At 33.2% G+C, this 12,891-nt stretch carries 11 protein-coding genes; 4 read left to right on the top strand and 7 right to left on the bottom strand.

Features of this window, described 5'->3' with window-relative positions:
* Positions 1-21 precede the first annotated feature (21 nt).
* Entirely contained in the window at positions 22-2,769 is a 2,748-nt protein-coding gene (locus tag PBN93_RS03510; RefSeq protein WP_271081438.1) for a TonB-dependent receptor, read from the top strand.
* A 65-nt stretch (positions 2,770-2,834) separates the two neighbouring features.
* Here PBN93_RS03510 and PBN93_RS03505 read toward each other — a convergent pair whose 3' ends face one another.
* The 5 genes from PBN93_RS03505 to PBN93_RS03485 are packed head-to-tail and all read right to left on the bottom strand — an operon-like array spanning position 2,835 to position 5,995.
* Positions 2,835-3,623: a TPM domain-containing protein gene (locus tag PBN93_RS03505; protein WP_271081437.1), complete on the bottom strand. Its 789-nt coding sequence runs from the start codon at positions 3,621-3,623 to the stop codon at positions 2,835-2,837.
* The gene (locus tag PBN93_RS03500) at positions 3,604-4,041 is read right to left on the bottom strand and encodes a TPM domain-containing protein (RefSeq protein WP_077398843.1); all 438 of its coding nucleotides are present in this window, start codon (positions 4,039-4,041) and stop codon (positions 3,604-3,606) included. The genes PBN93_RS03505 and PBN93_RS03500 overlap by 20 nt, the downstream gene beginning before the upstream one ends.
* 8 nt (positions 4,042-4,049) lie before the next feature.
* Complete coding sequence (locus PBN93_RS03495; RefSeq protein ID WP_077398841.1) at positions 4,050-4,649, bottom strand: LemA family protein; 600 nt, start codon at positions 4,647-4,649, stop codon at positions 4,050-4,052.
* Between the two features lie 39 nt (positions 4,650-4,688).
* A complete protein-coding gene (locus PBN93_RS03490; protein ID WP_013620277.1) occupies positions 4,689-5,018 on the bottom strand; it encodes a MerR family transcriptional regulator in 330 nt (109 codons plus the stop codon).
* Positions 5,018-5,995, bottom strand: coding sequence for a M23 family metallopeptidase (locus tag PBN93_RS03485; RefSeq protein WP_013620276.1), 978 nt, complete (start codon positions 5,993-5,995; stop codon positions 5,018-5,020). Before PBN93_RS03485 ends, PBN93_RS03490 begins: the two co-directional genes overlap by 1 nt.
* Before the next feature lie 200 nt (positions 5,996-6,195).
* Between PBN93_RS03485 and alaS the strand changes: the two genes are divergently transcribed.
* From alaS to PBN93_RS03470, 3 genes are read left to right on the top strand one after another with little or no spacing between them, the layout of a single operon-like run.
* Positions 6,196-8,811 carry an alanine--tRNA ligase gene (gene alaS, locus PBN93_RS03480; protein WP_271081436.1) on the top strand — a complete coding sequence of 872 codons (2,616 nt, stop codon included), beginning with the start codon at positions 6,196-6,198 and terminating at the stop codon, positions 8,809-8,811.
* A 9-nt stretch (positions 8,812-8,820) separates the two neighbouring features.
* Positions 8,821-9,777 carry a GSCFA domain-containing protein gene (locus PBN93_RS03475; protein WP_077398838.1) on the top strand — a complete coding sequence of 319 codons (957 nt, stop codon included), beginning with the start codon at positions 8,821-8,823 and terminating at the stop codon, positions 9,775-9,777.
* 2 nt (positions 9,778-9,779) lie between these two features.
* A complete protein-coding gene (locus PBN93_RS03470; protein WP_271081435.1) occupies positions 9,780-10,406 on the top strand; it encodes a DUF4230 domain-containing protein in 627 nt (208 codons plus the stop codon).
* A 1-nt stretch (position 10,407) separates the two neighbouring features.
* Here PBN93_RS03470 and PBN93_RS03465 read toward each other — a convergent pair whose 3' ends face one another.
* A complete protein-coding gene (locus tag PBN93_RS03465) occupies positions 10,408-12,159 on the bottom strand; it encodes an aromatic amino acid hydroxylase (protein WP_271081434.1) in 1,752 nt (583 codons plus the stop codon).
* Positions 12,160-12,313: 154 nt separating this feature from the next.
* Complete coding sequence (locus tag PBN93_RS03460) at positions 12,314-12,868, bottom strand: DUF4136 domain-containing protein (RefSeq protein ID WP_077398832.1); 555 nt, start codon at positions 12,866-12,868, stop codon at positions 12,314-12,316.
* Positions 12,869-12,891 lie beyond the last annotated feature (23 nt).

Genomic DNA, 12,891 nt, shown 5'->3' with positions numbered 1-12,891 from the left:
ATCAAACTAAGCAAAACTTAAATGAAATTATTTTTAACGCTAGTAGTAATGCTAACCACATTAACTAGCTTTTCTCAATCTAAACAGAAACCGTTTGCCATTTCTGGAACCATTATAACCGCAGATGATAATCAGCCATTAGAGTCTGCCACAGTATATTTACAAAGAGTTAAGGATAGCTCCTTGGTGACCTATACAATTACAGATCAAAACGGAGCTTTTTCGCTAGAAGGCAAATCTTATGATGCTACTTTAAATATGTTTATCTCATATATAGGCTATAAAACCTATACTAAGAGATTAACAATAACAAAAGAGAAAATTAATTTAGGACAGATTAATTTACAGCCCGATGAAAACTTATTAGATGAGGTGGTTGTAAAGGCTACTGCTCCTGTTACAATTAAAAAGGATACTTTGGAATTTAATGTGAATTCTTTTAAAACTAAGAAAGATGCTAATGTAGAAGATTTACTTAAAAAGTTACCAGGTGTTGAAGTAGATGAAAATGGAAAAATTACCATTAACGGTAATGACGTAAGTAATATTTATGTTAATGGAAAGCCTTTTTTTGGTGACGACCCTACAATTACTACGCGTAATTTAACCAAAGATATTATAGAAAAAGTACAAATTACCGATACTAAAACGAAGTCACAAGCTTTTACTGGTGAGGAGTCTGATAATGATAATAAAACAATTAACCTTACCATTAAAGAAGATAAAAATAAAGGCGTGTTTGGTAAAGCCTCTGCCGGTGGCGGTACAGATGAGCGTTATGAGGCTGCCGCAATGGTTAACTTTTTTGATAACGACCAAAGAGTAAGTGTACTTTTTGGTGGTAATAATATTAACTCTGCAGGGTTTAGTTTTGGAGATCTAAGCAATATGTTTAGTATTGTTGGCGGCGGCGGTGCTGGCAGTGGAATAACAACTTCTAAAAATGCAGGACTTAATTACACAGATAAGCTAAGTGATAAAGTAGAACTTTCTGCAGATTATTTTTATAAAGAAAGTAATACAGAAAACGATAATGCTAGCCAGCGAGAAAATATTTTACCAGACTCTAGATACTTTACAGACTCTAGGTCTAACTCTGTTGTAGATAATTATGAGCATGATGCTAATTTAGAACTAGAAGTAGAATTAGACTCTACATTACGTATAGATTTTGAACCCTCATTCACTTACGGAAAAAATACAAGTATGAATGCAAGTATGGAGGAGTCTAGAGACAATGATGATTTTGTAACAAACGAATCTCAGTCCAATTCATTTTCAGAGGGTACAACAAATAATTTTAGAAACGATTTAGATATTACAAAAAGGTTTGGAGCCAAAGGATCTTTTATACGTGTAAGTATTACCCACGGTATTAGAGAGGCTAACACCGAAAACTTTCTTAACTCGCAAACCGAAATATATGGTAGTAACCCAGAAACTATTACTAGAGATCAATTTACAAATGGAGAACAAAAAACATCAACGTTAAATACAGGTGTTACCTATAGGATTCCGTTAGTTAATGAAGCACTTTCTTTAGATCTAAAGTATGATTATAGGTCCGATAAAGATGAAGATGTAAAAAGTACTTTTGACCTAAATACGGCTACACAAGAGTTTACCAATTTTAATGAAGCATTAAGTACAGATTTTGAATATAAAAACGACAGAAGTACTCCCGGAATTAGAATAAACTATAAAAAAGATAAAATTAGATTTAATTTTGGAGGTAGTTATATTTACAGAACTTTAGAAAATAAGGATGCACTTAGACCAGAGCTTAACTTAAAACGTAATTTTGAGGCCTTAGAATTATACTCTAGGTTTACTTACAGGTTTAATCCTAAGTCTAGAATGTTTGCGCGTTATTCTTTAGATAATAACACACCAAGTTTAAACCAATTGCAACCTTTTGAGGATGTAAACGATCCCTTAAATACCATTATTGGTAACCCTAGCTTGGAACCTACTACAACACATAGTTTGTTTTTTGGTTTTAACAATCATAATTTTCAGAAAGGATTAACCATTTGGTCTTATGCAGGCTTTAATGTTAGTGAAAACCAAGTTGTGGCCAAAACCACAATTGATGATGATTTTGTTAGGAGAACCACTTATGCAAATGTAAATGGAGGATATAGTGGACGAGGAAGCTTTTTTATAAGTAAAACAAAAAGGTTAGATACTTTAAGAACATTAAAATTTGGGGTTGGTTTGTCCGGTAATGCTAGTAAAAATATTAACTTTAATAATAATGTAAAGTATAGCTCAACCAATACTTCGTTTAATCCGTCTTTAGAACTTACTTTTAATTGGAAAGATGTCATGGAGATTACACCAAGATATTCGGTTTCATTTACAGAAAATAGGTTTGATTTAGATCAGTTTAGTAATCAAAGTTTTAATTATCAAAATTTGGGTATTAGAACTTCTACTTTTGTCCCTAAAAAGTTAGAGTGGCGTAATGATGTTAACTATACATACAACCCAAACGTGGGGCCAGGTTTTCAAAAAAGTGCTTGGTTTTGGAACACAACTTTAGCGTATTCTATTTTAAAAAATAATGGTACAGTTTCTTTAAAAGCGTATGATTTGCTTAACCAGAATACAAATGCAAGGCGTATAGCAACAGGCAACTACATACAAGACAGTCAAAGTACGGTACTGCAACGCTATTTTATGTTAAGCTTTAGTTGGAAATTTAATAGTTTAGGTAAAACTGGAGGTGCAATGCCATCTCCACCACCGCCTCCAAGAAGATTTTAATTTAAAATATAATAGAAAACACAAAACCCTGAATTTTTATTCAGGGTTTTGTGTTTGTTGTTCTGTTACCAACCTCCAGAAGCGCCACCGCCTCCAAAGCCACCGCCACCAAAGCCTCCGCCAAAACCTCCTGTACTGCCTCCGCCAAAGCTTCCGCCTCCGCCAAAACCACCAGAAGAACCTCCGCGCCCAAGGTTGCTTAATATTATAATATCTAATAAATCAATACCCGTAGACCTGTTGCCACCGTTATTACCACCGTTGTTTCTTTTTTTATTTATTAGTATTAATATGATAATAAAGAAAACAATAAAAGGTAAAAAAGATTCTAATCGAAATTTAGTAAGGTTTCTGTCTTCTTTAAATTCGCCTTTTAATGCACTAAAAATGGCGTCTGCGCCATAGTTTAAGCCGTTATAATAACTACCAGTCTTAAACTCTGGTATAATTACATTATTAATAATTTGGTGTGCTGTAATGTCTGGTAATCTTCCTTCTACACCGTAACCCGTATTTATAGCTATTTTTCTATCATTCTTAGCTAATAGAATTAAAATACCGTTGTCTTTTCCTTTTTGGCCAAGCCCCCATTTATGTCCCCATTCTGCCCCTAAAAAGGTGATATTCTCACCTTCTGTACTAGGTATTATAGCAATAACTATTTGTGTAGATGTACTATCAGAATAGCTAATAAGTTTACGCTCTAAGCTATTTTTTTCTGTAGTAGATAAAAGCTTTGCATAGTCATAAACACTAGTTTGTAGCTGGGGTTTTTCTGGTATTTTATATTGAGCTAAAGTAAAATTAGCAACAAATAAAAATAATAAAAATAGACTAGCCTTTGGATATTTCATTGCTAAGTTCGTTGGTGTCTGTATGTATCCAAGGAAAATGAGTTTCTAATTCTTTTCCAGCTTTTAAAACACCATTAATAATTCCTTGTTTAAAATTTCCTTTGGTAAATTCAGCTTGTATGGCATCTTTAGTGGTGTTCCAAAAATCTTTAGGTACGGCATTGTTTATTCCCTTATCGCCATAAATAACAAATTTTTTATCAAGTACAGCAATGTAAAGCAATACTCCATTTTCGGCTTTTGTATTATCCATTTTTAAAAAATGAAACACCTCTTGCGCTCTTTTGTAATGGTCTATTTTACTTGTAGCTTCAATATGCACTCTAATTTCACCAGAAGTATTTTTCTCTGCGGTTACAATAGCAGCTACAATTTCTTGTTCTTCAGCGGTGGTTAAAAATTCTTCAACCTTGGACATAGTGTTGTTTATTTAAAGTCAAAACTAGCGTCTGGTGCTTTTTCTGATCCTTCATCGGCACTAAATAATGCCATAGGTTCAAAATTAGCTATAGAAGCAATAATGTTTGTAGGTATTTTTTCTATGTGAATATTGTAGTCACCGGCTATGTCATTAAACCTGTTACGCTCTACGTTTATTCTGTTTTCTGTACCTTCTATTTGTGCTTGTAATTCCAAAAAGTTTTTATTGGCTTTTAGTTCTGGATAACGTTCTACAGAAACTAATAGTTTACTAAGTGCGCCAGTTAAACCACTTTGCACTTTACTAAATTGCGCTATTTGTTCTGGTGTCATATTAGAGGGGTCTATGTTTATAGACGTTGCTTTAGCTCTTGCGTTTATAACACCGGTTAAAGTACTTTTTTCAAAGTCTGCTGCACCCTGTACTGTTTTTACCAAGTTACCAATAAGGTCATTTCTTCTTTGGTAAGAGCTTTCTACATTTGCCCACTGCTTAACGGCTTGCCCTTTCATTTCTACTAGTGTATTATTTGCGCTAACATACCAGGCGCCAAAAGCAAGTACTAATACAAGAATAAAAGCAAATACAATTAATAATTTTTTCATAGTTAGGTTTTTAGTGTTTAGTTTATTTATAATTAATGGTTATAGTTGATCTTTAATTTTTAATAGCTCTGATTTTACATTTTCTAATTTTGTAATAATATCAAAATTAGAAAGTGTTTTTTTCTTTTCTTCTTTAAGGTGTGTTTTTGCACCATCTAGGGTAAAACCTCTTTCTTTAACTAAGTGATAAATTAGCTGCAAGTTTTTAATGTCTTGCGGTGTAAATTTACGGTTGCCCTTAGCGTTTTTTTTTGGTTTTAAAACATCAAACTCCTTTTCCCAAAAACGTATTAAAGACGTATTTACGTTAAAAGCTTTGGCTACTTCGCCAATACTGTAATATCTTTTTTCTGGAAGCTCTATATGCATTAATCCAATGATTGATTTTCTTGAGTTGCGTGTTTTAATAGGTTTTCAAACTCTAAAGCAGAAAGGTTTCCGTAGTAGAAATTAATAGGATTAATTCTGTCGCCATCTTTCCAAACCTCGTAGTGTAAGTGTGGAGCTTCAGACCTACCTGTACTACCAACAAAACCAATAAGGTCTCCTCGTTTTACCTTTTGCCCAGCAGTAACATTGTATTTACTTAAGTGCGCATAAAGGGTTAGATAGCCATATCCGTGATCTATACGTATGTGTTTGCCATAACCAGTAGAACTTGCATCTGCTCTTGTAACTGTGCCGTTACCAGATGCGTATATTGGAGTTCCTCTTGGAGAGGTAAAGTCCATTCCCCAATGCATTTTACGTACTTTGGTAAAAGGGTCGGACCTCCAACCATAACCAGATGCCATACGTGTTAAGTCTTCATTACTTATTGGTTGTATGGCAGGTATTGCTTCTAAAAACTTTTCTTTTTCTTCAGCAAGTTTGGTAATTTCATCTAAAGACTTAGACTGTATTACCATTTGCTTTTGTATTATTTCTAAACGTTTAGTGGCGTCAATAATCATATCAGAGTTATTAAAACCCTCTAAAGATTTGTATCTATTTACACCTCCAAAACCAGCGCGTCTTTGCTCTTCAGGTATTGGGTTAGCTTCAAAATATAAACGATAAATATTATTGTCTCTATCTTCTATATTGGCTAAAACTTGTTCCATTTGCTCCATTTTTTTGTTAAGCAACTCAAACTGAAACTCGTAATTATGCAACTCTCTTTGTAAAGATAGCTCTTTGGGTGTGTTTACTAAATTTGTGTTTAATAGAAGTAATAAACCTAAAAAACCTAATATGGCTGCACCTATAAACATTAGGGCAACGTTCCGAAATTTTTTAGACTTTTTATGCTCTATCTTTCTGTAAGATAGTGTGTCTGGATCATAATAATATTTAACTTGAGACATAAAGGGAATTTATCCTATTTTTGCATTTTTAATTTATCAAAACAAACAAATATAAAAATTGTTTTGCAGAAATAGTTAATTTTATAAAAAGCTTACCATTTTAGAGTGGTATAAGCCATATAATTATATGTTATTTGGGTTAAATATAGCGTTTTTTACAAAACTGTAACTGCCAATTAAATTTACAAACATAGCAACGGATGAAATCTCAAGAAATAAGATCTCAGTTTTTAGAATTTTTTCAGAATAAAACACATAAAATTGTTTCTTCTGCCCCAATGGTCATTAAAGATGATCCTACTTTAATGTTTACCAATGCTGGTATGAACCAGTTTAAAGAATTTTTTCTTGGAAATACCGAAGCCAAAGACACTAGGGTAGTAGATACCCAAAAGTGTTTGCGTGTTAGTGGTAAGCATAACGATTTAGAAGAGGTAGGTAAGGATACTTACCACCATACTATGTTTGAGATGTTGGGGAACTGGAGTTTTGGTGATTATTTTAAAGAAGAAGCTATTACTTGGGCTTGGGAATTACTTACTAAGGTTTTTAAAATAGATGAATCTAGCTTATATGTTACTGTTTTTGAAGGTAGTAAGGATAAGGATAATTTAGAGATGGACCAAGAGGCGCTAGATTTATGGAAAAAAATTATTCCGGAGTCTCAAATACTATTTGGAAATAAAAAAGATAACTTTTGGGAAATGGGAGATCAGGGGCCTTGCGGACCTTGTTCAGAAATACACGTAGATATTAGGTCTGCAGAAGAAAAAGCTAAAGTTTCTGGTGCAGAATTGGTAAATATGGATCACCCACAGGTTGTAGAAATTTGGAACCTTGTATTTATGCAATACAACCGTAAAGCAAACGGTGAGTTAGAAAATTTACCAGCAAAGCACGTAGATACTGGTATGGGTTTTGAACGTTTGTGTATGGTAATGCAAGGTGTACAGTCTAACTATGATACTGATGTTTTTACACCAATAATTAGAGAAATAGAAACAATTACCAACGCAGAATACAATAAAAACGAAGATGCAAATATTGCTATACGCGTTATTGCAGATCATATTAGAGCTGTTGCTTTTTCTATAGCAGATGGCCAGTTGCCAAGTAATACAGGGGCTGGTTATGTTATACGTAGAATTTTAAGAAGGGCTATACGTTACGGATTTACATTTTTAAATACCAAAGAGCCATTTATGTATAGATTAGTAAATGTATTAACCAATACTATGGGTGATGCTTTTCCTGAGCTTAAAGAACAAAAGCAACTTATAGAAAATGTAGTTAAAGAAGAAGAGCATTCTTTTTTAAAAACACTAGACCAAGGTTTGGTATTGTTAGATAGCGTAATAAACAGTGCTTCTTCTAAAACTATAGATGGTAGAAAAGCTTTTGAATTGTATGATACTTATGGCTTTCCTATAGATTTAACTGCTCTTATTTTAAGTGAGCGTGGGTATACGTTAGATGAAAAAGGGTTTGATGCAGCAATGCAAGAACAAAAAAACAGATCTAGGTCTGCTTCTGAGGTATCTAAAGAAGATTGGGAAGTGCTTTTGCAAGATGCAGAACAGGAATTTGTTGGGTATGATGTTTTAGAAACTAATGTGCGTTTAGTTAAATACAGAAAAGTTACTTCTAAAAAAGATGGAGAACAGTATCAATTGGTCTTTAATATTACTCCTTTTTATGCAGAAGGAGGCGGTCAAGTAGGTGATAAAGGGTATTTAGAAGCACAAAACGGAGATGTTGTTTACATATTAGATACTAAAAAAGAGAATAACGAAATTATTCACTTTGCTAAAAATTTACCTAAAAATACTACAGATACTTTTAAGGCTGTTGTAGATGTAAAACAACGTCAAAGAACAGCAAGTAACCATACTGCTACACATTTATTACACCAAGCATTAAGAGAAATTTTAGGTACACACGTAGAACAAAAAGGTTCTGCTGTACACTCTAAGTATTTACGTTTTGATTTTTCTCACTTCTCTAAAGTTACTTCAGAGCAGTTAAAAGAGGTTGAAGATTTTGTAAACGCAAGAATAGAAGGTAACCTACCGTTGCAAGAAAAACGTAACATACCAATGCAAGAAGCTTTGGATGAAGGCGCAATGGCTTTGTTTGGAGAAAAATACGGAGATACGGTTAGGCTTATACGTTTTGGGCAGTCTGTAGAGCTTTGTGGTGGTACACACGTACAAAACACAGGAGATATTTGGCATTTTAAAATTAAGTCAGAAGGTGCAGTTGCATCAGGAATACGAAGGATAGAAGCTATAACTTCTGATGCTGTTAAAGATTTTTATGCAGCTAATAGTGAGGTTCTAACAGATATAAAAGAAGTTTTAAATAATGCTAAGGATCCTGTAAAAGCTGTAACTTCTTTACAGGAAGAAAACAGCAAACTTAAAAAAGAAATAGAGCAGTTATTAAAAGATAAAGCTAAAAATTTAAAAGGCGATTTACTTAACGAGTTACAAGATGTAAATGGCGTGCAATTTTTAGCTAAAAAAGTAGATTTAGATCCTGCAGGTATTAAAGATTTATGTTTTAATATAGGAGCAAACGCTACTAATATGTTTTTGCTTTTTGGAGCAGAAAATAATGGTAAAGCTACCTTATCTTGTTATATATCTAAAGAATTAGCAGGCGAGAAAGATTTAAATGCAGGTACTATTGTACGTGAACTTGGTAAATACATACAAGGTGGCGGTGGTGGCCAACCGTTTTTTGCTACTGCGGGTGGTAAAAACCCCGGTGGTATTGCAGAGGCATTAGAAAAAGCAGTGAGTTATATTAGCTAAACACAGTGTATGAAACTGCAAACATTAGTACCACTTAAACCCAGTGAGTTTCAAATAGACTATTCTAGTAAGCTCTTGTTATTAGGATCCTGTTTTGCAGAGCATATTGGTGGTAAATTTGCATACCATAAAATGCAAGCTGTAACCAATCCGTTTGGTATTTTGTTTCATCCAAAGGCAATAACGCAGTTGGTAAAAAATGCAGTTTTAGAACAAGAATACACAGAACAAGATATATTTAAACAAAATGAGCGTTGGCATAGTTTCAACGCTCATTCTGTTTTAAGTACGCCATTAAAACAAGAACTATTACAAAATTTAAACGCTGCGGTAAAAGAAACTAAGTCTATTTTAGACACTGCTACACACGTGGTCATTACTTTAGGTACTGCTTGGGTGTATAAACATTTAGAGTTAAATAAAGTAGTTGCAAATTGCCATAAAGTGCCACAAAAAGCCTTTAAAAAGCAATTGTTAACGGTTACAGAGATAGAGGCTAGTTTGCAAGAGCTTATTTCATTGGTAAAAAGTGTAAATGCCAATGCTAAGTTTATTTTTACTGTGTCTCCTGTTAGGCATATAAAAGATGGTTTTGTAGAAAATCAGCGTAGTAAATCTCATTTGCTAACTGCTGTGCATAATACTATAGAGTTAGAAGAAAATAGAGGTAATGCTTTTTATTTTCCTAGTTATGAAATTATGATGGATGAGTTACGTGATTATCGATTTTACAAAGAAGATATGGTGCACCCAAGCAAATTAGCTGTAGATTATATTTGGGAAAAGTTTACTAGTGTTTGGTTAACTAAAAAGGCCTTAGAAATTACTAAAAAAGTTGGCGCTGTACAAAGAGGGTTAGAGCATAGACCTTTTAATTCGCAATCAGAGGAACATCAGAAATTTTTAAAAAACATTCAAGAAAAAATTACGTATCTTCAAAAAGAATATCCTTTTATTAGTTTTTAATTATGAAGAGAATCCTTGTAGGAATTATAATTGTTTTGGTTGCTTTACTTGTATTTAAAACGTGTTCAGATAAAAAAGAAGAACAATCTATTTTGCAAGAAAACTCAATGCTTATTCAGCAACAAATACAAAACGTATCTAAACTAGTAGTTACAGAGGGGCATTTTGCAGAGGTGTATAATTACAAAGATTCTCAACAGCTTTTTGGCCCCTTAATTACAGCAGAGAAAAAAGCGTTAGTAGTTGTTAATGCAGATGTTACAGTAGCTTATGATTTAAGTAAAATTGTTTTTAAGGTTGATGAAGAAAACAAGGTGTTGCAAATAACATGCATACCAGAGCCTGAAATAAAAATAAGTCCAGATTACGAGTATTATGATGTTACCGCAGACTTTTTAAATCAGTTTGATGCTAATGATTATAATAAAATAAAGAAAAACGTAAAAGCATCACTACTTAAAAAAGTTGAAAAGTCTACCTTAAAAACAAATGCGCAAAACAGACTTTTAAGTGAGCTGTCTAAGTTTTATGTACTAACAAATTCTTTGGGGTGGACATTAAAATATAATGACAATCCAATTAATAAAATGGAAGAATTAAAAGCTATTAAAGAGTTAGAGTTGCAATAAATTAAACAACCATACTTTTATTAACTAACTCCAAACCGTCATCAATTAAATGACCAACCTTTGGGTTGTTTTGTTTTACAGTTTCTAGGTGATTTACAATTTCTTCTGCAAAATCATCATCGTTATTAGATTTGGCTAATTCATACAATTCTACAGGTAGCAACCAATCTGTTGGGAAGTTATTTTGTACTTCTTTAAAAACTTTGTTTCTAGATATTGTAGTGTTGGTTCCTTCTCTAAACTCACGTACTTGTTTGTATAAGTTTTCAAGCAGTGTTGTAGCTTCTGTTTGTTTGGGTTTAATAGTTTCTTCAGTAATACTATGTGTAATTAAATCAAAACTATGTAAATCTGCTGGTCCGTTAAAGGCAGAAACTATATTTTCGCCAACGGCCATATGGTATAAACCCCATTCTGGTTTAAACAATACAGTTTCGTGCTGTGTAACGGTACAATTTTCAAAAGTAATTAGTACAATTTCTCCTTTAAGGTTTCGTGTACCAGTAATTATACTTCCTTCAACTTTAATACCACCAACAAATTCTAGTGTAATGTTTTGCCCTTCAAAAATATTATACGCTTTTAAGTCACGCGGACTCATATCTTCTATGGCTAAGTTAATACCTTTTAGCTTGCCAATGGGAGAACCAAAACCATCTTCATGGTGTTTTGTACTGTGTCCTACAAGTTCTTTTTCTCTGTAAGACAAAGCAGTTTTGCCAGTAGTTTGTATGTATGTAGGTTTGCCCTTGTATGTAAGCACATTTGTGAATACGCCAGAAATTTGTAAGCCCGTACTAAGTTCTACAGTTCCTAAAGCATTAGAGTCTATAAGTTTGTTTACACCATCTAAACCACCAGTGCGTAAAGCCATAGTGTTTGCAAATTCTTCTAAAACCTGACTTAAAAAAGCAAAGTCTGGTGTTACAAAAAGCTGAGGTTGAGGTTGCGTAATATCAAAAGATTTGTGTGCAGCCTCAATAGAGTAATCTAATTTTTTAACTTGGTCTGTCATACACCAAGCGCTTTCTCCTATAGAAGATAGTAAACCTGCGCCATAAATTTTAGGATTATCGGTGGTGCCAATTAATCCGTACTCTACAGTCCACCAATGTAAATTACGAATTAACGCCATTTCACTAGGTTCTCCCATATTTTGTTGCAAGTCTTCAACGTGTTTTTCTGCTTTTTCTATTTCTTTTTCATCAGAATCAGCAGCCTCTTTTATAATAGATAAATGCCTAACAGCTTCATACAATTCATAATCTTTTCCGCTAGATATTGCTTTGCAGCCTATTTCTCCAAATCGTCTTAAATACTCTGCATATTCAGGATTTGCTATAATAGGAGCGTGCCCAGCACCTTCATGGATAATGTCTGGTGCAGGTGTGTATTCAATATTTTCTAATTGTCTTATGTCTGATGCAATAACTAATACATTATATGCTTGAAACTCCATAAAAGCAGAAGGTGGTATAAAACCATCTACAGCTACAGCAGCCCATCCTATTTCTTGTAAAATACGGTTCATACCGTACATATTAGGAATGTTTTCTATAGAAATGCCTGTCTTTTTTAAACCCTCTAAGTAAGATGTATGTGCAACTTTGCTTAAATAATCTACATTTTTACGCATAACGTAACGCCAAACAGCTTGGTTAATTGGAGTGTACTCCTCATAATTTTGCGGTTTTATGTATTGCTTTAAATGCGTTGGTAGTTTATCTAATATATAATTGCTTGTGTAAGACATTGCACGTTATGTTAGGTATTTACTAATAGGCAATAAAGATACAAAATTGGAAAATAATGTAAGGTTTAATTTGGTCTAAAATTAGTATGCGTAACAAGTAAAAAACTAAAGATAAAAGCAAAAAAAAACCGCTAATATTAGCGGTTATTATTTTTTAGTTAGATGCAATTGCCGGAGGATAAGCTTCTAGTATTTGAGAGACAAATTCTTTAATGCGTTGTTCCTTCTTTTCTACACTATTAATATTGTTTAAAGAGCCAATACCTCGTCCTTGCCAAACAAGTTCTTTATTTTTTGCATCTATTAGGTCTATATATAAAGATCCTTCTGTGCTGGTAGAAACATTACTTCTATTAAATCCATTACCAAAATAGTAAGGATTCCAACCCCAACCAAAGCCACCGCCCCAGTAATTATTGTAAATATCTACACGTTCTTTTTCTTTTGTGAAAATACTAACTAAAATATCTGGATTACTAGATTTTACAAAACCTCTAGAGCTCATTTCGGCATCAATAGCCTTTAAAATTCTTTTCTTGTCTAAGTCGGATATTTGTGCCTTATCTATACCAGTTTTGTAAAAAGCGTACGTTTTATAAGTAGTAAAGTTTGCTTCTTTATCATAGTCAGATAAAACGCGTACAGAGGAACAGGAACTAAAAAGTACCAACGCAAATATTGGTGCTAATGCCATTTTTAATGCTTTCATATTTTTTGATGTTTTAGTTTAGT

This window comes from Cellulophaga omnivescoria, assembly GCF_027915275.1.
Lineage (GTDB): Bacteria > Bacteroidota > Bacteroidia > Flavobacteriales > Flavobacteriaceae > Cellulophaga > Cellulophaga omnivescoria.
This window is presented reverse-complemented; position numbering and strand designations above follow the sequence as displayed.

Excerpts from the sequence above, each read along its gene's own strand:
- PBN93_RS03465 (WP_271081434.1), bottom strand. The coding sequence starts at position 12,159 with ATGTCTTACACAAGCAATTATATATTAGATAAACTACCAACGCATTTA.
- alaS (WP_271081436.1), top strand. The coding sequence starts at position 6,196 with ATGAAATCTCAAGAAATAAGATCTCAGTTTTTAGAATTTTTTCAGAAT.
- PBN93_RS03470 (WP_271081435.1), top strand. The coding sequence starts at position 9,780 with ATGAAGAGAATCCTTGTAGGAATTATAATTGTTTTGGTTGCTTTACTT.
- PBN93_RS03485 (WP_013620276.1), bottom strand. The coding sequence starts at position 5,995 with ATGTCTCAAGTTAAATATTATTATGATCCAGACACACTATCTTACAGA.
- PBN93_RS03500 (WP_077398843.1), bottom strand. The coding sequence starts at position 4,041 with ATGTCCAAGGTTGAAGAATTTTTAACCACCGCTGAAGAACAAGAAATT.
- PBN93_RS03475 (WP_077398838.1), top strand. The coding sequence starts at position 8,821 with ATGAAACTGCAAACATTAGTACCACTTAAACCCAGTGAGTTTCAAATA.
- PBN93_RS03460 (WP_077398832.1), bottom strand. The coding sequence starts at position 12,868 with ATGAAAGCATTAAAAATGGCATTAGCACCAATATTTGCGTTGGTACTT.
- PBN93_RS03490 (WP_013620277.1), bottom strand. The coding sequence starts at position 5,018 with ATGCATATAGAGCTTCCAGAAAAAAGATATTACAGTATTGGCGAAGTA.
- PBN93_RS03510 (WP_271081438.1), top strand. The coding sequence starts at position 22 with ATGAAATTATTTTTAACGCTAGTAGTAATGCTAACCACATTAACTAGC.
- PBN93_RS03495 (WP_077398841.1), bottom strand. The coding sequence starts at position 4,649 with ATGAAAAAATTATTAATTGTATTTGCTTTTATTCTTGTATTAGTACTT.
- PBN93_RS03505 (WP_271081437.1), bottom strand. The coding sequence starts at position 3,623 with ATGAAATATCCAAAGGCTAGTCTATTTTTATTATTTTTATTTGTTGCT.